A 19,455-nucleotide genomic window follows, 5' to 3' on the forward strand; every position below is an offset into this window, starting at 1 on the left:
CATCGGCGGCCGCCGAATTACTTCAGGCCCTTGGCCCAGTCGTAGTTCTTCAGGTACGGGTCCGGCTGGATCGGCTTGCCGGAATCCCAGACGGTGTAGATGAGCCCGTCGGGGTGGATCTCGCCGATGCGCGCGGTCTTGGTGATGTGGTGGTTGGAGCCGTCGATGGTGACGGTGCCCTCCGGCGCGTCGAAGCTGACGCCGTCGGCGGCCTTCTGAATGTCGGCCACCGCGAACGACTTCGCCTTCTCGACGGTCGCCTTCCACAGATAGACCGAGGTGTAGGCGGCCTCCATCGGGTCGGAGGTGGGCTTGTTCGCGCCGTAGGCCGCCTTGTACGCGGCGACGAACGCCTTGTTCTGCGGGGTGTCCACGGTCTGGTAGTAGTTCCAGGCGGTCAGCTGGCCCGCGACGTTCTGCACGCCGACGCCGCCGACCTCCTCCTCGGCAATGGACACCGAGACCACCGGCATGTCAGCGGCTTTCAGGCCCGCATTGGCGTACTCGCGGAAGAAGGCCACATTCGAGTCGCCGTTGAGGGTGTTGAAAACCGCGCCCGCCTTCGCATTGCGGACCTTGTTGACGATGGTGGAGAAATCCGTGGAGCCCAGCGGGGCGTAGTCCTCGCCCTTGATCTCGATGCCATTGGCCTTGGCGTACGCCTTGATCTCGCGGTTGGCGGTCTGCGGGAAGACGTAGTCGGAGCCCACCAGGTAGAGGGAGGTGATGCCCTTCTGCTTCAGGTAGTCCAGCGCCGGAATGATCTGCTGGTTGGTGGTGGCGCCGGTGTAGAAGATGTTCTTCGAATCCTCCAGGCCCTCGTACTGAACCGGGTAGTACAGCAGCGAATTCAGCGATTCGAACTTGGGTTTCATGGCCTTGCGTGACGCTGAGGTCCAGCCGCCGAACACCGCGGCCACACAGTCGGAGCTGATCAGCTTCTCGGCCTTCTCCGCGAAGGTCTTGGGATCCGAGGCGCCGTCCTCGAGCACCACATCCAGCTTCTTGCCCAGAACGCCGCCCGCGGCATTGATCTGGTCCACCGCCAGCTTGGTGGCATTCGCGACGGTGACCTCGCTGATGGCCATGGTGCCGGTCAGCGAGTGCAGTGAACCGATCTTGATGGTGTCCTTCGACGTGTCCACGCAGGACTTGGCATTGGAGCCCGACGCGGTGTCGCTGTCGCGCGAACCACAGCCGGCGACCAGAACGGCGGACAGCGCCAGCGCGGTCGGAATGGTGATCGCCTTCATCAGGCGGGCGGCCCTGTCCCGGCGGGGAGAGTCGTGCATGGGCGGATCCTTCACTTCACGGTGTTCGGCGACGCCGCATGCGCCGCTTGCGAATACCGCCGCGTATACAGCGGCTGTATTCGTGGAACGAAAGGTAAACGGGAAGTGTTGCGCCGGAATGACTCTCGATGAATGTCCGATTTCCTATATTGCCGCAACGTGAATTTCCGCTCACCGTATCGTGGTTCGGGCGGTGTGCAGGAAACGTTATTGCAGGTCAACGGATATGAAGCGGCCCGAGCCGGGGTCAGCGAAGGCTGACACAGGCTCGGGCCCGATGGTGAGATCGGGTCAGTAGCAGTACTGCTCGTGGGTGTAGTAATCGGTTTGGCAGTCCTGCTGCCACGTCCAGCCGTCCTGGCGGTCGTCGTTGGTGGTGCCGGCGCCCGCTGCGCTACCGGTGCCACCACCGATCAACGCACCGATCATGGCCGCGAACGGCAGGGCGATGATGCCGAAGCCCCCGGTGGCCACCGCGATGATGACGCCGACGACGATGCCGCCGAGCGCACCACCCAACGCGCCCACGGCACTACCGGTTTCGGTCGCGCGCTGCTTGGGCGAGGTCGGCATCCACCGGCCGATGTCCGCGGCAGCCGGCTGCGCGACCTCGCCGGCCTCCGGATGCGCAACCAGCTTGGTCCCGTTGTCCTCGATGCTCGGATGCATCGAAACCACCAGATCCGTACCCGCAGTGGTCATCGCCAGCGGCATCCGCGAGACGACCACCCCGGAGGCATCGAGCACGTCCACCGACGCATCGGTGAGCCGGAAAGTGCCGCCGATGAGCGTCGTGGTTACCGTCTTGTCCGCATCCGACCGAACAATGGAGTAACCCAGGTCATTCTGGTCCTGAGAGGGGTGCTTGATCGACTGCACCGCAGCCGGATCAGGCGTCGGCGCGGCGTAGGAAGTGCCCCCCGTGATCGCCATGGCGGCAATGGCGAGACCGGCCGTGGCGACAAGCTTTCTGATTTTCACATGATCATGTTCGTACCGGATTTCACGGCCGCTTACCGTCCGGATAGGTCGTCGAATCGGTCATTGAATGATGTACGGCGAGATAGAACTTCGGTGCTCGCTGATATCGAGAGATTTGCCGAGTGGCGGGAATGCGCGCTGCGGGCAGTTGGCGCGTTCGCATACTCGACAACCCGCGCCGATCGGAGTCGCCTTGGGCTCGTTCAGATCCAGGCCGTCGGCATAAACGGTGCGGCCCGCATGCCGCAATTCACAGCCGAGTCCGATAGCGAACGTTTTGCTGGGCTCGCCATATCGGGTGGCGCGCCGCTCCACGGTCCGGGCCACCCACAGATATTTACGGCCGTCGGGCATCTGGGCGATCTGAGTCATGATCTTCGCGGGATACGCGAAGGTCTCGTAGACATTCCACAGCGGGCAGGTGCCGCCGCTGGAGGAGAAGTGGAAACCCGTGGCGGACTGCCGTTTCGACATATTGCCGGCCCGATCCACGCGCACGAACGAGAAGGGCACGCCGCGCAGTTTGGGACGCTGCAGGGTGGACAGGCGGTGGCAGATGGTCTCGTAGCTCTGGGTGAAGAACGCCGACAGCCGCTCGATGTCGTAGCGGAAGTCCTCTGCCACCTCGTGGAAATGGGCGTAGGGCAGCACGGTGGCGGCCGCGAAATAGTTGGCCAGGCCCAGTTTCGCCAGCACGATCGACTCGTGGCTGGAGAAATTGCCCTCCGCCACCAGCTTTTCGATGAGCTCGCCGCATTCCAGGTAGGCCAATTCGGCGGCCAGCTTGAACACCCGCTGCCCACCCGAGAGATGCGGCGCGATTTCCAGGCGGCGCTGCTCGGAATCGAATCGGTGCAGCACGCCGTCGCCCAGATCGATGCGCTCCACGATCTGCACACCGTGCGCATCGCTGAGGCGGCGCGGGATCTCGCGCTTGAGATCACCGCCGTGGAAACGCATACGATGGGTGAGTTCCTCGGCGGCGGTATCCAATTCGTGAATGTAGTTCTGCCGCTGATAGAAGTAGTCGCGCACTTCCTCGTGCGGTTTGGAGATGGCGCCCGAGCCGCTGCCGTCGGAGAAACGGTCCTCGGTGGCGGCGGCCAGCTGCGCCGTCGTATTCCGGTAGCGGCGATGCATGTTCACCATGGCGCGCGCCAAACCCGGGTGCGCGGACACCATTTCGGCGATCTCCTGGGCGTCGGCCTCCACCCCGAGCTCCTGGTCCATCACGACCTCCTGGAGTTCGGCGATGAGCCGGGTGTCGTCCTGGGAGGAGAAGAAGCCGGCGTCGACGCCGAAGACTTCACTGATGCGCAGCAGGACCGGTACGGTGAGCGGGCGCACGTCGTGTTCGATCTGATTCAGATAGCTCGCGGAGATCTCGAGCTTCTTGGCCAGCGAGACCTGACTCAAACCGCGCTCGGTACGCAGCTGTCGCAGCCGCGCACCGACGTAAGTCTTGGCCATGCGCTCGAGTTTATTGGTGTCTTCGCATCGTTGCCAACGTCAGAGTTAGCAGAGCTGCTGAGCTGTGTGTCACATCGTTGTCGGTCGCTCGGGTTACCGTCGACAAGTGCTCTTGTCCGATGTGGTTGAGGCGTCACAGGGTGTGCGGGCGACGTCGTCGCGAAAGAACAAGATCAAGATCTTTGCCGACCTGCTGAAGCATGCCGCACCGCAAGAGTTGGCGCAGGTCGTGGCCTGGTTGTCCGGCGAGCTGCCGCAGGGACGGATCGGAACGGGGTGGCGGACGCTGACCACGCTCGCGGTCGAGCCGGCCGCTGTGCCCACCCTGTCCGTGGACGAGGTCGACACATCCTTCGGTGAGCTGGCCGAGGTCGGGGGCAGCGGGTCGGCGGCGCGACGACAGAAATTGCTGGGCACCCTGTTCGGGGCCGCGACCCGGGACGAGCACGAGTTCCTGCTGCGACTGCTGACCGGGGAGATGCGGCAGGGCGCGCTGACCGCGATCGTCGCCGAGGCGGTGGCCGTCGCCTTCGATGTGCCGATCGAGGCGGTACGCCGGGCCCACATGCTGTCCGGGCGGCTGCCGGTCACCGCCGTCGCGGCGCGTACCGGCGGCGCCGAGGCCCTGGCCGAGTTCCGGCTCGAGGTCGGGCGGCCGATCCAGCCCATGCTGGCCTCGCCCGGCGCGACCCTCGAGGAGGCCATGGCCGAATTCGAGGGGCGGGCCAGCGTCGAGCACAAGATGGACGGCGCCCGCATCCAGGTGCATCGCGATGGTGAGCGAGTGTGGGTGTTCACCCGCACCCTGCGCGACATCACCGCGAGCGTGCCCGAACTGGTCGAGGTGGTGCGGCAGCTGGACTGCGCCAGCGTCGTCCTCGACGGAGAAACCTTGGCGCTCAACGACTCCGGACGCCCGCGGCCCTTCCAGGAGACCATGAGCCGCTTCGGCGCCACCACCTCCCAGGAACTGCTGCTGCACCCCTACTTCTTCGACTGCCTCCATCTCGACGGCGCCGACCTGCTGGACGCCCCGCTGCGTACGCGCCGCGAGGCCCTCACCGCAGTGGCCGGCGGCCTGACCATTCCGGCCCTCATCGCCCCCGACCCGGAAGCCGCCGCCGAATACTTCGACGGCGCGCTGGCCGCGGGCCACGAGGGCATCATGATCAAATCCCTGGACGCCCCCTACGCCGCCGGCCGCCGCGGCCGCTCCTGGCAGAAGATCAAACCCACCCACACCCTCGACCTCATCGTGCTCGGCGCCGAATGGGGCTACGGCCGCCGCACCGGCTACCTCTCCAACCTCCACCTGGGCGCCCGCGACCCCGAGGGCGGCGACCCGATCATGGTCGGCAAAACCTTCAAGGGCCTCACCGATGCCCTACTCCATTGGCAGACGGCCGAATTCCCGCGCCACGAACGCAAACGCGACGGCAACACCGTCTACCTCTACCCCGAACTGGTCGTCGAAATAGCTCTCGACGGCGTCCAGACCAGTCCCCGCTACCCCGGCGGCGTAGCTCTCCGCTTCGCGCGCGTAGTCCGCTACCGCCCCGACAAAGAACCCCACCAAGCCGACACCATCGACACCATCCGCGCCTTGCTACCCGGCACCAAATAGCGCCCTGCTACCCGGCGCCGGATAGATGGGGGTGCGGGGGCGTAGATGGGGACGCGGGGGCCGGAGTTCCCCGAAATTGCCCCCGGAGGTTCGGGGGCGAAGCCCCTGAGGGCCCCCGAGAGTTGGGCCTCCTCACAGGCGATTCACAGCTGGAACAGGGCACGCTCCGAGTTTCGCGCGACATGATTCATATGTCGACGCTCGACCGGACGGTTGTCAGGTGACGGGACACAGGAACTGCCACCGCATCTCCCACGCGGATTCCCTGTGAGCTCGTGCCGGCCGGAAGACTTCGACGGTGGATTGCGCATGGTCCACCTTTGTGGCCGGTGGTGCTCCGCCCCCTCGCCGGGCACCGCCGGCCGCGGTCAAGATTCGTGCCGCAGTCAAGATTCGTGCCGCAGTCAAGATTCGTGCCGCAGTCAAGATTCGTGCCGCAGTCAAGATTCGTAGTCGTGTGTGCCGGTCAGGTTCGGCAGCCGGCGGCGGCCCGCGGCCAGCTCACCCGCCAGGTGTTCGTAGGCGATGGCCAGTTCGGTGAGCCGCTGGGCGGCATCGTGCACGGCGTCGTCGGGGGACATGGCCAGGGTCAGGTACGCGAGCGCGGAGAATTGCGCGAGCCGGTCCACCACCGTCCCCACGGTCTCGGTGTGCAGGTGGGCGTCGCGGGCGGCCTTGGGGAGTTCGGCCGCCACCCAGCAGTCGATATCGTGCACCAGTCGCGCCCGGTCGTGGTCGATCCGATCGGTGCCGCCCGCTCTCGTGAGCCGCCGCTCGTGCAGGTCCGCGAGTAAGCCGGCGCAGCGCAGCACCGGATGATCGTCGGGAGGCAGGCCGCGGCAGGCCTGCAGCAGCAGGTGTTTCGGTGGGAGCGGATGCACGGCCGACATCCTGCCCCTCGAATATCTCCGAATGGCAACGACATTCGGTGCCACTTTGCCGCACAGGGGTTGCATCCGGTGCCGTGACGTGCCGAGATGGTGGGGTGATCCTCACCGTGACCCTGAACCCGGCCTACGACATGACCTACCGGGTGGAGCATTTCGAGCGGGGCCGGGCGCAGCGGGTGCGGTCGGTGGATCAGCGGCTGGGCGGGCGCGGCATCAATGTCACGCGGGTGCTGAACCAGCTCGGCAAATACGCCCGCGCCACCGGCTTCTCGGACCATTCCTTCGCGGCCGCCGCGGAACTCGAGATGCCCGTGGACTTCGTGCACGCGCTGCCGTGGGTCCGCCGCACGGTGGTGATCAGCGAATCCGATGACGGCACCGCCACCGCGCTGTGGGAGCCAGGGCCGCGGGTCACCGAACCGCATGCGGTGGATCAGCTGCGGGTGCGGGTGGCGGGCCTGCTCTCGGCGATGAGCGGCCTGGTCATCTCGGGTTCGCTGCCCGGCGGGGTGAGTCCGGGTCTGCCCGCCGAGCTGGCGCGCACCGCCATCGCCCGGGGCGTGCCCACCATCTGCGACTTCGACGGCCAGCCGCTGGAATTGGCCGCGCGCGTGCCCGGCGTCGTGCTCACCCCCAATGTCGAGGAGCTGGAACGCCTCACCGGCCGTCCGGCGGGCACCATTCCGGAGATCCTCGCGGCCGTCGATCCGCTCATCGCCGACGGGGTGGGCACGGTGGTGGTGACCCGGGGCGGCGCGGGCATGGTCGCGGTCACCCCGACCCGGGCCTGGACGGCGGCCCTGCCGAAACCGCTGGCGGGCAACCCCACCGGGGCGGGCGACGCTGCGGTGGCGGCCATCATCGCCGCGCTGGCCGCCGGCACGACACCGGACTGGCCGGAGCTGCTCGCCGACGCGGTCGCCACTTCCGCTGCCGCCGTGGTCATTCCGGTCGCGGGGGAGATCGACCGGGTGCTGCGGGACCGGCTGCTGCCCACCGTGCGGGTGCGGGAACTCGAATCCGTCGTCGCCCGGCCGTGACACTCCGGGGACACGCCGTATGTGAGGTAGCTGTGAACCGAACCCGGCGGCGGCGTGGTGGCGGGGGACCGGGGGTTGTCCGGGGTTAGGTTGGGGGAGTGTCGGACCTGGGAACTCAACCCGATCGGGGGTCGGGTGTGGACGACAGTTATCGAATGCCCCGGGCGGTGCGCGCGGCGCAGGTGCTCGCCCTGGGCATCGCGGGGCTGGGCGCGATCTGCGTAGCCTCCTCGGGATGGCTGCTGGGAGCCAAGGCCGCGATCGGAACCGCGGTGCCGTTCATCCCGGCGTTCCTGCTCGGTCTGGTCGCGCTGACGTTCAACTCTGAGGGACAGTCGGTGCGCATCGGGGCGATTCTGGTGGCGGTCATGAACATGCTGTGGACGGTGCCGTCGATCACCGAGGGGCGGCCGCCGGGTCCGCTGGGTCCGCTGGTTTCGCTGGCCGTGATCGTGCTGCTGTTCCGCCGGGAGGCACGCGACTGGTTCGAACCCCCGACCTGGTGGTGAAACCCAACTCTCGGGACTCTCAGGGGCTTCGCCCCCGAACCCCCTCGAGATTTTCGGGGGCTCAGCCCCGGACCCCTCGATACTCGCGACGGCTCAGCCCCGACCCCCCACGAGATTTTCGGAGGCTCAGCCCCGAACTCCTCGGTACTCGCGAGGGCTCGGCCCCGACCCCCCGGCAGATTGCGCGGCTCGCTGCGTAACAAATAGGTCATATGGTCTGCTCATTCGCAATCTGTGTGCAATTGCGGGCACTTACCGTTGGCGCTATGAGTTCGGAAGCCACCGCCGGGACGGGCATTCATATCAGCGGGCTGAGCAAGACCTTCCGCTCCGGGCGGCGGGTGGTGCCGGCCCTGGACACGGTTGATCTGCATACCGCGCAGGGGGCGTTCCTGTCGCTGCTGGGGCCCTCCGGGTGCGGGAAGTCCACCATCCTGCGGATTCTCGCGGATCTGGAGTCGCCGTCGGCGGGGACCGCGAAGATCAATGGTGAGACCCCGGCCGAGCTGCGCAGGCGGCACGAGTTCGGGATCGCGTTCCAGGATTCGGCGCTGTTGCCGTGGCGCAGTGTGGAATCCAATATCAAGCTGCCGCTGCAGGTGGCGGGGTTGCCCGCGGACCGGGAGCTGGTCGCCGATCTGATCCGGCTGGTCGGCCTGGAGGGCTTCGAGAAGGCCAAGCCCGCGCAGCTGTCCGGCGGTATGCGGCAACGGGTTTCGATCGCCCGCGCGCTGGTGGTCCGGCCGACGGTACTGTTGCTGGACGAACCCTTCGGTGCGCTCGACGATATGACCCGGCAGCGGCTGAACCTGGAACTGCTGCGTATCTGGACCCAAAAGCCCGCCACCACACTGATGGTCACGCACGGCATCGCCGAGGCGGTCTTCCTCTCCGACGTGGTGGCCGTCATGAGCCCGCGACCCGGCCGGGTGGTGGAGGTCGTGAACATCGACCTGCCGCGGCCCCGGACACCGGAGATGATGCGCACGCCCGAATTCCACAAGCTGCACGACTATCTGTCGGAGCTGCTGTTCGGGCGCACCGGCCGGGGCGGGGTGGCATCGGAATGAATTGGGGCGCAATGAGAGAGGGCCTGCGGATAAGCAGGGTGGGCGGTCTGGCGGGCATTCTCGCGCTGCTGGCGCTGTGGACGCTGCTCGCCGAACTGCGCGTCGCGGGCGGCACCGTTCCGAGCCCGTGGACCGTGCTGCACACCATGTACACCGACGGCTGGGCGCTGTACGGACCCAACTTCCGGATCACGGCCTGGGGTGCGCTGCAAGGGTTTCTGTGGGGTAATGCGCTGGCCATCGCGTTGGCGGTGCTGGTGGTCCTGATTCCGCCCATCGAAATGCTGGTCACCCAGCTGGCCATCCTGAGCTACTGCACGCCGCTGCTGGCGCTGGGGCCGATCATCCTGGTGGTGTTCGGCGGGCGCACGCCGACGGTGTTCCTGGCCGCCATGTACTGCTTCTTCACCACCATGGTCGGCACCGTATCCGGATTGCGGTCCGCGGACCGCACCAGCCTGGATCTGGTGCGTGCCTACGGCGGCGGCCGGTGGCAGCGGCTGACCCGGGTGCAGCTGATCGCCGCCCTGCCGAATACCCTGGCCGCCTTGAAGATTGCCGCGCCCTCCGCGGTACTGGGCGCGATCATCGGCGAGTACCTGGGCGGTGTGGACAGTGGCATCGGGGTGGCCCTGACGGCCGCACAGACCGCCTACAACGTCCCGCGTACCTGGGGCATGGCGCTGGCCGCGGCCGCGCTGGCCGGGCTCGGCTACGCGATCGTGGCGTTGGTGGCGCGGGCGGCCGTGCCGTGGACACGAGCGGAGGCATGATGACCGACAAGGTCGCGAACCCGGCGTCGGCCCGGGCCGCGCAGGTGCTGAACCTGCTGCGGCCGATCGGGAGATTCCTGCTGCCGCTGCTGGTTTCGCTGATTCTGCTGGTGGCGCTGTGGTACGGCTTCCTGAAGCTGTATCCGCAGGTCGGGCTGGTCGGCAAGAGCCCCGGGGACGTGTGGAAGTACCTGGTGACCGGACCGACCTCGGCGGGCGCTCGCCAGGTGATCTTCGACGAAATGCGAATCACCCTTCGGGACGCGTTGATCGGTTTCGGCGCGGGGATGGGCGCGGCGCTGGTGGTGGCGGCGTTGTTCATCGGTGTGCCCGCGGTGGCGCAGGCGTTCATGCCGGTGGCGATGCTGCTGCGATCGGTACCGCTGGTGGCCATCACCCCGATCATCGTGCTGGTGTTCGGGCGCGGGCTGCTCGGCGTCACCGTCATGGCCGCCATCGTGGTGTTCTTCCCGGCCCTGGTGATGATCATGACCGGCTTGCGGTCCGCGCCCCGGCAGGCCACGGAACTGGTACTGGCCTACGGGGGTTCGAACTGGACGGCTATGCGCATGGTGGCGGTCCCGGCCGCGCTGCCCGCGGTGTTCGCGGCCGCCCGGGTTTCGGTGCCGGGCGCGCTGATCGGTGCGCTGCTCGGCGAATGGCTGGGCAGCGGAACCGGTTTGGGCGCGGGGCTGATCCGCGCCATCCCCACCTTCCAGTACAACCGGCTGTGGGCGTCGATCGCGCTGGTCACGGTGGTGTCGGTGTTCGCCTACGCGGTGGTGGGCGTGCTGGAAAACCTGGTGCTGGCGCGGTTCTCGCCGGAACGGAGCCGGGAATGAGCACACGAGTTAACGCGGCGCACACAAATACCTGCGGAAAAGCAAAAAATCGGAAATCGAAACGGCTTACATTCGCCGCATGAGTGGTGTGCTCCGGCCGGATTCGGCCTCGCAGTTGTCCATGGGTCGGCGATCCTTCCTCCGCTACGCCGGATTGACCGGTGCGGCGGTCGGCGGGGCCGGATTGCTGGCCGCGTGCGGTAAGGTCTCCTCGGGTTCCGGCAATGGCTCGGTCGCCGACGGCTCCAAGTACGGGACGGTGGCCGTGCAGCTGTCCTGGTTGAAGAACATCGAATTCGCCGGTGAGTACTTCGCCGATTCCAAGGGCTATTACAAGGACGCCGGATTCGGGTCGGTGAATCTGATCGCGGGTGGCGCCGCCAGCACCTCGGTGGAGGCGGGTCTGGGTACCGGGAAAATCTGGATCGGCATGTCCGCGCCGCAGACCACCGCGCCCGCGATTCTGGAGGGCCTGTCCGCCAAGATCGTCGGCACCACGTATCAGAAGAATCCCTTCTGCATCGTGAGCTCCGGCAAGAGCCCGATCCTCAATCCGCAGGCCATGAAGGGGCGCAAGATCGGTGTGCAGGACACCAATCAGCTCATCTTCAATGCGCTGCTCGCCGCCAATGGCATGTCGCCCTCCGACGTCACCATCGTGCCCGCGCAATACGATCCGACGCCGCTGGCCAACGGCGAGGTGGACGGCTGGGTCAGCTACGCCACCAATGAGCCGATCACACTGGCCACCAAGGGGTTTCAGAACTTCAACTTCCTGTTCGCCGACTTCGGGCTGCCGCTGGTCGCGGAGACGCTGACGGTGAGCCAGCAGACCATCGACAAGGAGCGCGACAAGCTCAAGGCGTTCCTGACGGCGGAGATCAAGGGCTGGAAGGATGCCGTCGCCGACCCGGGTGAGGCGGCGCGGCTGGCCGTCGAGGTGTACGGCAAGGATCAGCGTCTGGAGCTGCGCGAGCAGACCATGGAGGCGCAGGCGCAGAACGGGCTGGTCGAATCGGCCGACTCCAAGGCCAACGGGCTGTTCACCATGACCGACGCACTGATCGAACAGAACATCGCGGCACTGGCCAAGGCCAAGATCGATATCAAGGCGGACAAGCTGTTCGACCTGTCGGTGCTCAAAGAGGTCTTCGCCGAGCACCCCGAATTGAAGTAGCCCAGCGCATCGGGGCCGGGTCAGCGCACCAGCTGCACGTGCCGGCGGCCCGCGCCGGGGGAGGCGGACAGCGGTTCGGCGGAGGTGCCGTTGCGAACCGCCAGCAGTTCGGCGGCGATCGACACGGCGGTCTCGGCGGGGGTGCGGGCGCCCACGTCGAGACCGGCGGGGGAGTGCAGGCGGGACAGGATCTCGTCGGTGAAGCCGCCCGCCTGCAGGGCCTCCAGCCGATGTGCGTGCGATGCCGGGGTGCCCAGGGCGGCCAGGTACCCCAGCTCGGGTAGTCGCAAAGCCACGGTGAGCAAAGGGATTTCGAACTTCGGGTCGTGCGAGAGCACCACCATGGCGGTGTCGGTGCCGATCTCACCGGCCGAGGCGAGGGTGTTGAGGTAGCGGTGCGGCCAGTCGACCACCACCTCGCAGCCCGGGTAGGCGGTCGGATTGGCGAAGGTGGGGCGGGCGTCGACGATGGTGATCCGGTAGCCGAGCAGCCGGGCCTGGGTGGCCAGCGCGCTCGCGAAAGTGTTGGCCCCCACCAGGATCAGATGTGGCGGGCGGGCGAACGAGGACACGAAGACATCGGAGTCGGGGAGCGAGACCAGCTCGGTGCCGTGCTTGCGGTCGGTGATGAGGTGCTGGCCGATCACATCCGGGTCCGAATGCCAGACGACGGTGAAGACGGTGACCTGCCGCTGTGCCGCCATATCGGCGGCCACATCCGGGAATTCGGGAAAGTGCCTGCGCGAGAAGGGTTCGGTGAACACGTCCAGGGTGCCGACGCAGTCCATCTGGGCGTCGAGCCCGCTGCCCGGCCCGAATCGCTGCAGTCCGCGCCGTCCGGTGTGCGCCGAGTCGATGGCGGCCTCGTAGGCGGCGGCCTCGGCGCAGCCCGCCGAGATCGATCCGAAGGCCCGCCCGTCGGCGTCCACCACCATGGCCGACCCGATCGGCACGGGTGTAGCGCCTTGTGTCCGAACCAGAGTGGCCAGCCCCCCGGTGCGCCCGCTGTGCCAAATTCGAAGAAGATCGTCGACGATTTCCCGCATCACATGCTCCCGATCACAGTGCGCTGTCCGCCGGATAATCCCGATCGATCCCCGTTGCGAGGTCATCGCACGTGACGCACACCATATCCGCTCGTTGTCGTAAATAAGTGCCCGCCCCCGAATTTCCCTCTGCGCTCGCGCACACCCCCGCCCAGTGCGCCCGCCCCAGCACCACCGGATGCCCCGGCGTGGTCCCGAAGAACGCCCGCGCCAACCGGCTCTCGCTCGCCCGCGCCGCCGCGATCACCCGTTCGACCACGGCGGGCCCGACGTCCGGCGTATCCACCGGCATGATCGCGACCAATTCCGCGGGCTCGGTGCTGTGATTCGCCGGCGTCGCCGTGGAACTCTCGGTGCCGGAATTCCTCGAATAGGAATTCCCCGCGGCAGCGTTCCCGGTGTCGAAAGTCCGCGCGGCAAGGGTGTCGTCCATGCCCGGACCTGCGGATTCACCGGGGATTCCGGTCTGCTCCGAGGTCTCCCGCGTGCTGAGGCCCGGTACGGCGGCCGCGGCCAGACCCGCCCGCGTGGAGGCGCTCAGGCCGAGGTCCCAGTCCGCCGCCCAGACCGGGTGGACGCCGGCGGGCAGGGCAATGCCCGAGGTTTGCGATACCTGCCACTCGCGGTCCGGCGCGCGGTACGCGGGCCCGGTTGCCCCCAGTACCACGAAGATTCGCGCGCACCCGCCGTCCCGCAGCGCCGCCACCGCCCCGTGCAGCCAGCGACCGTCCTCGGCCAGCACTTTCGGCATGCCATATCGCCGACCGGCACCGGCCGCGAGCAGAATTCCATCGCAGCGTTCGGGACTCACGCGAGCAGGGTAATCCCGCCCGCGCACCTTCGCTGACCAAGCGATCATCAGGGATTGCCTGACCGGCCGGACGCCGGTAACCGGCAGCGCGCGCCGGCTCAGCTACCGAGGGCGGTCAGGGTTTGCTGGACCTTGACCAGGCGGGCGGGGTCGATGCCCTCACAGAGGGTGCGGGCCTTCTCGAGGTAGACCAGCGCCAGCGCGGGGTTGTCGGCGCAGCGTTCGAGCTCCCCGAGCGCCCACCAGGCGGCGGCCTCGCCGTCGGCGTCGGAGATGCCCCGGGTCAGGGCGCGGGACTCCTCGTATTTGATCCGGGCGGCGTCGAATTCGCCGCGGTGCCGGTGGATGTGGCCGAAACCGCGCAGGGTGTCGATCTGCAGCAGCGGATCCGGTATCTCCTTGCTGATCCGATACGCCTGCTCGAACAGCGCCCAGGAATCGTCCAGCCGGCCGCGCACCCCGGCGATGCCGCCCAGGCCCCACACCGACCAGCCCTCGCAATAGCGGTCGCCGATCCGCAGGGCGATGGCGTGCGCCTCTCGATAGTTCTCATCGCCGGCCGCGTACTGCTCGGTGAGCCGGTGGAGATGACCGAGTTCGCGCAGGGCATCGCATTCCAGGTGCAGATCGTCGAGCGAGTGTGCGATGCGCAGAACCTGGCGCACCTCGGCGCGCGCCGCGTCGCAGCTGTTCTGGTGGCGCAGCGCGGCGGCGTGCCACAGCAGGGTGCGCGCGGTCCGGGCGCTGTCCCCGATATCGGCCGCCAGATTGTGCGCGTACTCGAAACAGGATGCTGCCCTGGCATATTCGCGCATGGTCCGGAGCAGGTGGCCGAGCCCGAAGTGGGCGTCGCATTCGGCGGCGCGATCCCCGATGGCGTGATTGATCCCGCCCGCGAGCTCGAACATGCTGCGGCTCTCGGCGAAGTATCCGAGCGTCGCGAGCTGGCTCGCCAGCAGATCCGCGAATCGTGCGGTGTCCGAGGTGCGTTCGGCGGTGCGGGCGCACGCCAGCATGGTCTCGAGCCGCTCCTCGAACCACAGCCGGGACTGCATGACGGCCATGTTCGGATTGCGCTCGTCCGGACCCGGGTGGTGATGCACGGTGTCGAAGGGACGCGGTTTTCCGATTCCGCTCGCCGTCTCCAGATAGTGCCGCAACAGCCGGCCCAGGGCCGCGCCGCGCTCGCCGGGCCGGCTCTCGGCATCCGCACGGCACCGGGCGTAGAGGTGCAGCAGATTGTGCATCCGATAGCGCTGATGGCCCGGGCGACTGGTGAGCTGATCGATCATGCCGTCCTCGAAGACCCGCTGCAGCAGGCGTTTCGCGGCGGAGTCCTCGGCCTGCGCCATGGCCGCGAAGTCGTCGGCGGACACGGTCGAGCTCGGGAACCAGCCGAGCAGCCGCACCGCGCACCGCGCTTCCTCGTCACGCAGGTGCGCGTAGGACAGGGCGAAGGCGTCCCGGGTGGATTCGTCCTCTGCGGAGAACTTGTCGAGGATCAGCTCGGCCGGGCAGTGCCCGGCGCGCGGCGCCGTCGTCGGCAGGGTCAGCAGCATGGTGAGCGTGTCGAGTTCGTCGCGGAGATCGTCGAGCAGACCCGGAGTCCGGCTGATCCGCCCCGCCACCAGCCGGATCGGCAGCGGCAGCCCGCCCGCCACCTCCACGATCCGGCGCACCGCCGCCGAATCGTGGCCCGCGCCCAGATTGCCCAGGGTGGCCAGCATTTCCTCGGCCTCGTCGAGCCCCAACGGCGTCAGCTCCAGCTGATTCACGCGCACCATGCCGGTGAGCGGCCGCCGGCTGGTGATCACCACGAAGCAACTCGCCGACTTCGGCAGCAGTGGCCGAATCTGCTTGCTCTCCAGCACATCGTCGAACACGACGATCAGCCGGCGACCGGTCGTCTCGTGGTGCCACTGCCGCAGCAACGCGCCCTGGTCGGCGTGCGGGCGCGGTCGCGCACCCAGCTGGCTCAGCCCGGCCGCGAGCAGGCGCGCGGTGGTGTTCGATCCCGCGTCCCGGTCATGGCTGCGCATCTCCAGCCACACCATGCCGTCGGGAAAGCGATCGGCGAATCTCGCCACCAGCTGCCGCGCGAAGGCGGTCTTGCCGACCCCGGCGACCCCGGTGATCAGTTGCGCCCGAGCATCACCCAGGAAATGCAGGTCGACGCGGCGGCGCAGCTCCTCCATCGGCCCGCGCCGCCCGATGAAGGTCGAGGCGTCGAAGGACGTCACATAGGGTTGCCGGATCCCGGTTCGGTTGCGCCCGAGGCGTTCCCGGAGGGACTGATACGCCGCCCGCTCCTCGTGCGCCAGGTGACCGAGGTCGTCGATATCGATGAGCCGATCCCAGGTCGTGTTGTAGACCAGCGCGAGCAGCTCCAGCGTGTGCAGGGTCGGCGGCCGATAGCCGTTGCCCTCCGCGGTGCGGGCGGGCCACTTCTCGATCTCGCACAGCCGGCTGTTCTTCATCCGCGGTTCCCGGTGACCATCCGAATCCACCAGGGGCGCAATCTGATTGAAGCGATCCGCGGCCTGCCGCTGGTTGAGGCCATTGGCCTTGCGCCAGGCGATGCGAGGACGCAGTCCGCGCCGCATGAGCTCGACGGCCAGCGGCTCGATCAGGCAGTGCTCGCTCAGCCCGACCGCCCGCAGCGACCGGCCGAGCCGGGCGATCTCGGGTGCGGAAATGGCGGCCGGTGTCATCGGAGACCTCCTCGCCCGGCCGGCCGCGCTCGGCAATCGGTGACCGGGCCGTATTCAGTTGGCAGACAGCTGTATTCGCTTCCGACGGTAGCGAAGAAATCGTCCGCCCGCGGGGAAACAAAGGCGGTCTTCCGGCCGTCCGCCGCAGGTCACGGCCCGATCGGGCGGGGAACAAATCCCGGGCCGATCGGGTAGCGGTCCGGCCGCTCCGGGACGGTCCAATGGAGGTGTCGGGCGGTGCCGGGTCGGGGCGGGGTCCGAATCGAACGGAGGATCGGATCGATGGCAATCACTGAACTCGAATGGCTCATCACCAGCGATGTGGCCCACGAGGTCGCGTTCCGGGTGGACGCGCCCGAGGAGCACCGAGGACGGTGGGTGCTGTCGTATCTGCCGACCTGCCGGCGGTTGACGCGGGATCAGGCCCTGGCCGGGCTGGTGCTCGCGGAGATGATCCTCATCGGATTGCAGCGCCCGGGCGGGGAATTCGACGGGGAGGTCGCGGCCCTGCACGCCGGCGTGATCGGGCTCACGGTCACCGACGCCATGTGCCTGCTGGCCTTGCGGGACAACGGTTCCGAGCGTGCGAGCGACCCGGAGGAGGACGCCGGTAGGAAGGAGCTCAGGCGGCCGATCGAGCGATGCCACATGCCGCCGAGCCGGGCCCGGCGGCCGCTTCCCAGCCGCTGATCCCATCTCGGCGGCGGCGCAACGGGTACCAGGGGCCGATGTGCCGAGGGGTGCGCGTCGGCACATCGCCCCGGCGACTGTCGCCCGGGCAAACACGAGGCCCCGCACCGAGTTCGGTGCGGGGCCTTCGAGTGCGGGTGGATCAGAAGAGGGCCAGGGCGGCGAGCAGGCCGGACAGGGCGATGAACTGCAGGGCCACCCGAAGGTTGATGATGCTGTCCCACTTGTCCTGCAGCGCACGGGCATCCGCGGGGATGACGCCGGACTGGGCGGCGGCCTTCTGCGCGGTGTTCACCGGCTTGGCCACCTTCACGTAGAAGGCCAGCCAGGCGACCAGGGCGACCAGCGCGATGGCGGCGGCGACGGCCGCGCCGGTGTGGCCGGAGACCGCGGCGACGATCAGCGTGAGAGCGGCGGTGACGACGCCGCCCGCGCCGAAGATCGGCATGCGCTTGTCGCCGTAGTAGTGGCCCCAGCCGGCGCTGACGGTGACGGTAGCGTCGTCGAGGCGGCGGTAGACGGACCGGGAGATGAGGGCGGCGCACCAGTCGGTGCCGTAGACGACGGCATTGGCGAGGACGGCGAGGGCGGCGAGGAACTGGCCGGTCAGGACGAGCATCGGGGGCCTCTTTCGGCGTGATCTAGCGGTGCTAGGAACTGAAGCAACGATAACAATGCGTAGCTATCTTGTCTAGCGGTGCTAGATACTGAGATTTTCAGTCGACCGAATGGTCCGAAATGGGCACCCCGGTGGCTCGTCTCACAGCCATCGAGATCGCGATGATCTGTGAAGGTGCTCACATCTGGACGACCGTCGGCGCGTCATGCGCCGGTGGCCCCCGTCACGCAAACAGTACGGGCGTTATGCAAAACCGCACGTCAGCGCTACTGGCAAGTAGATTTCACCGCTGCTATTCGCAAGCAAATTTTGCAGAGTTAACAAAATGCTGGTCAAAGCTAGCGGGGATTCACACTTGCAACAGGTAGACGCACATTTTTTCCTGTGCCATCGTGTGGAAGTACACCTCGCGGGCCTAGCAAGTCTGCAAATTGCCGCTCCAGCAGTGGTCGAACATCCTCGCTCCTTCCGGCGCTTGGTTCGATCCGCGGGGCTACCGAGACCGAACGAAGAAGTGGAGTCAGAGATGTCGAAGGTCGGCACCCCGAAGACCGCTGCGGAACTCCAGCAGGATTGGGACACCAACCCCCGCTGGAAGGGCGTCACCCGTAACTACACCGCCGATCAGGTTGTGAAGCTGCAGGGCACTGTCGTCGAGGAGCACACCCTCGCCCGCCGCGGTGCCGAGATCCTCTGGGATCTCGTCAACAACGAGGACTACATCAACTCCCTGGGCGCCCTCACCGGTAACCAGGCCGTGCAGCAGGTCCGCGCGGGTCTGAAGGCCATCTACCTGTCCGGTTGGCAGGTCGCCGGTGACGCGAACCTCTCCGGCCACACCTACCCGGACCAGTCGCTGTACCCGGCCAACTCGGTTCCGGCCGTGGTCCGCCGCATCAACAACGCGCTGCTGCGCGCCGACGAGATCGCCAAGGTCGAGGGTGACACCTCGGTCGCCAACTGGCTGGCCCCGATCGTCGCCGACGCCGAGGCCGGCTTCGGTGGCGCGCTGAACGCCTACGAGCTGCAGAAGGCCATGATCGCCTCCGGCGCGGCCGGCGTGCACTGGGAGGACCAGCTGGCCTCCGAGAAGAAGTGCGGCCACCTGGGCGGCAAGGTGCTGATCCCCACCCAGCAGCACATCCGCACCCTGACCTCCGCGCGTCTGGCCGCCGACGTCGCCGACGTGCCGTCGGTGATCATCGCCCGTACCGACGCCGAGGCCGCCACCCTCATCACCTCCGATGTGGACGAGCGCGACCGTGAGTTCCTGGACGGCACCCGCACCGCCGAGGGCTTCTTCGGTACCAAGAACGGCATCGAGCCCTGCATCGCGCGTGCCAAGGCCTACGCCCCCTACGCCGACCTCATCTGGATGGAGACCGGCGTGCCGGACCTCGAGGTCGCGCGCAAGTTCGCCGAGTCGGTGCGCAGCGAGTTCCCGGACCAGCTGCTGGCCTACAACTGCTCGCCGTCCTTCAACTGGAAGGCGCACCTGGACGACGCGACCATCGCGAAGTTCCAGCGTGAGCTGGGTGCCATGGGCTTCAAGTTCCAGTTCATCACCCTGGCCGGCTTCCACTCGCTGAACTACGGCATGTTCGACCTGGCCTACGGCTATGCCCGCGAGGGCATGACCGCCTTCGTCGACCTGCAGGAGCGCGAGTTCAAGGCCGCCGCCGAGCGTGGCTTCACCGCCGTCAAGCACCAGCGTGAGGTCGGCGCCGGCTACTTCGACACCATCGCCACCACGGTCGACCCCAACACCTCGACCGCGGCGCTGAAGGGCTCCACCGAAGAGGGCCAGTTCCACTGAGCCACAACAGGTTCTGAGGACCTGTACCCGGGGCGGTAGTCGCATCACAACCTCCGCCGCCCCGGGAACCTCGAACTCCGCCGGGAGAGATGGC

General features: G+C 67.6%; 17 protein-coding genes. 9 read left to right on the forward strand and 8 right to left on the reverse strand.

Translation table 11 applies throughout. The features are described from left to right. Positions 1-17 precede the first annotated feature (17 nt). The 3 genes from urtA to ramB form a co-directional block, all read right to left on the reverse strand. On the reverse strand, positions 18-1,292 hold the full coding sequence (gene urtA, locus ABZ909_RS30735; protein WP_357006441.1) for an urea ABC transporter substrate-binding protein: 1,275 nt from the start codon (positions 1,290-1,292) through the stop codon (positions 18-20). Between the two features lie 291 nt (positions 1,293-1,583). Continuing rightward, positions 1,584-2,273 (reverse strand): hypothetical protein, encoded by a 690-nt coding sequence (locus ABZ909_RS30740; RefSeq protein ID WP_357006444.1) that lies wholly within the window; start codon positions 2,271-2,273, stop codon positions 1,584-1,586. A gap of 60 nt (positions 2,274-2,333) precedes the next feature. Next, the gene (gene ramB, locus ABZ909_RS30745; protein ID WP_357006447.1) at positions 2,334-3,743 is read right to left on the reverse strand and encodes an acetate metabolism transcriptional regulator RamB; all 1,410 of its coding nucleotides are present in this window, start codon (positions 3,741-3,743) and stop codon (positions 2,334-2,336) included. Between the two features lie 106 nt (positions 3,744-3,849). On the opposite strand from ramB, the gene ABZ909_RS30750 reads away from it, so the two are divergent. After that, positions 3,850-5,367: an ATP-dependent DNA ligase gene (locus ABZ909_RS30750; RefSeq protein ID WP_357006450.1), complete on the forward strand. Its 1,518-nt coding sequence runs from the start codon at positions 3,850-3,852 to the stop codon at positions 5,365-5,367. Between the two features lie 440 nt (positions 5,368-5,807). On the opposite strand, the gene ABZ909_RS30755 is transcribed toward ABZ909_RS30750, so the two are convergent. After that, complete coding sequence (locus ABZ909_RS30755; RefSeq protein ID WP_357006453.1) at positions 5,808-6,248, reverse strand: DUF4254 domain-containing protein; 441 nt, start codon at positions 6,246-6,248, stop codon at positions 5,808-5,810. Positions 6,249-6,331: 83 nt separating this feature from the next. Here ABZ909_RS30755 and ABZ909_RS30760 point away from each other — a divergent pair, with 83 nt between their 5' ends. The 6 genes from ABZ909_RS30760 to ABZ909_RS30785 all read left to right on the forward strand — a co-directional run bounded on the left by ABZ909_RS30760 (position 6,332) and on the right by ABZ909_RS30785 (position 11,668). Continuing rightward, positions 6,332-7,297 carry a hexose kinase gene (locus ABZ909_RS30760; protein ID WP_357006456.1) on the forward strand — a complete coding sequence of 322 codons (966 nt, stop codon included), beginning with the start codon at positions 6,332-6,334 and terminating at the stop codon, positions 7,295-7,297. Positions 7,298-7,452: 155 nt separating this feature from the next. Then, entirely contained in the window at positions 7,453-7,806 is a 354-nt protein-coding gene (locus ABZ909_RS30765; protein ID WP_357006459.1) for a hypothetical protein, read from the forward strand. Between the two features lie 266 nt (positions 7,807-8,072). After that, positions 8,073-8,876 carry an ABC transporter ATP-binding protein gene (locus ABZ909_RS30770; RefSeq protein WP_357006462.1) on the forward strand — a complete coding sequence of 268 codons (804 nt, stop codon included), beginning with the start codon at positions 8,073-8,075 and terminating at the stop codon, positions 8,874-8,876. A gap of 11 nt (positions 8,877-8,887) precedes the next feature. After that, on the forward strand, positions 8,888-9,649 hold the full coding sequence (locus ABZ909_RS30775) for an ABC transporter permease subunit (protein ID WP_357006465.1): 762 nt from the start codon (positions 8,888-8,890) through the stop codon (positions 9,647-9,649). Next, positions 9,646-10,491: an ABC transporter permease subunit gene (locus tag ABZ909_RS30780; RefSeq protein WP_357006468.1), complete on the forward strand. Its 846-nt coding sequence runs from the start codon at positions 9,646-9,648 to the stop codon at positions 10,489-10,491. The genes ABZ909_RS30775 and ABZ909_RS30780 overlap by 4 nt, the downstream gene beginning before the upstream one ends. 79 nt (positions 10,492-10,570) lie before the next feature. Further along, entirely contained in the window at positions 10,571-11,668 is a 1,098-nt protein-coding gene (locus ABZ909_RS30785) for an ABC transporter substrate-binding protein (protein WP_357006471.1), read from the forward strand. A 20-nt stretch (positions 11,669-11,688) separates the two neighbouring features. On the opposite strand, the gene ABZ909_RS30790 is transcribed toward ABZ909_RS30785, so the two are convergent. The 3 genes from ABZ909_RS30790 to ABZ909_RS30800 all read right to left on the reverse strand — a co-directional run bounded on the left by ABZ909_RS30790 (position 11,689) and on the right by ABZ909_RS30800 (position 16,236). After that, complete coding sequence (locus ABZ909_RS30790; protein WP_357006473.1) at positions 11,689-12,714, reverse strand: XdhC family protein; 1,026 nt, start codon at positions 12,712-12,714, stop codon at positions 11,689-11,691. A gap of 13 nt (positions 12,715-12,727) precedes the next feature. Beyond that, the gene (locus ABZ909_RS30795; RefSeq protein ID WP_357006476.1) at positions 12,728-13,525 is read right to left on the reverse strand and encodes an NTP transferase domain-containing protein; all 798 of its coding nucleotides are present in this window, start codon (positions 13,523-13,525) and stop codon (positions 12,728-12,730) included. A 98-nt stretch (positions 13,526-13,623) separates the two neighbouring features. Beyond that, positions 13,624-16,236, reverse strand: coding sequence for a tetratricopeptide repeat protein (locus ABZ909_RS30800; protein ID WP_357006479.1), 2,613 nt, complete (start codon positions 16,234-16,236; stop codon positions 13,624-13,626). Positions 16,237-16,518: 282 nt separating this feature from the next. On the opposite strand from ABZ909_RS30800, the gene ABZ909_RS30805 reads away from it, so the two are divergent. Beyond that, positions 16,519-16,926: a hypothetical protein gene (locus ABZ909_RS30805; RefSeq protein WP_357006481.1), complete on the forward strand. Its 408-nt coding sequence runs from the start codon at positions 16,519-16,521 to the stop codon at positions 16,924-16,926. A 142-nt stretch (positions 16,927-17,068) separates the two neighbouring features. Here the strand turns inward: ABZ909_RS30805 and ABZ909_RS30810 are convergent, their stop codons facing one another. Next, a complete protein-coding gene (locus ABZ909_RS30810) occupies positions 17,069-17,545 on the reverse strand; it encodes a DUF1772 domain-containing protein (RefSeq protein ID WP_357006484.1) in 477 nt (158 codons plus the stop codon). 526 nt (positions 17,546-18,071) lie between these two features. Between ABZ909_RS30810 and aceA the strand changes: the two genes are divergently transcribed. Continuing rightward, complete coding sequence (gene aceA, locus ABZ909_RS30815) at positions 18,072-19,361, forward strand: isocitrate lyase (protein ID WP_357006487.1); 1,290 nt, start codon at positions 18,072-18,074, stop codon at positions 19,359-19,361. Positions 19,362-19,455 lie beyond the last annotated feature (94 nt).

The sequence above is a fragment of the Nocardia sp. NPDC046763 genome (assembly GCF_040645495.1).
Lineage (GTDB): Bacteria > Actinomycetota > Actinomycetes > Mycobacteriales > Mycobacteriaceae > Nocardia.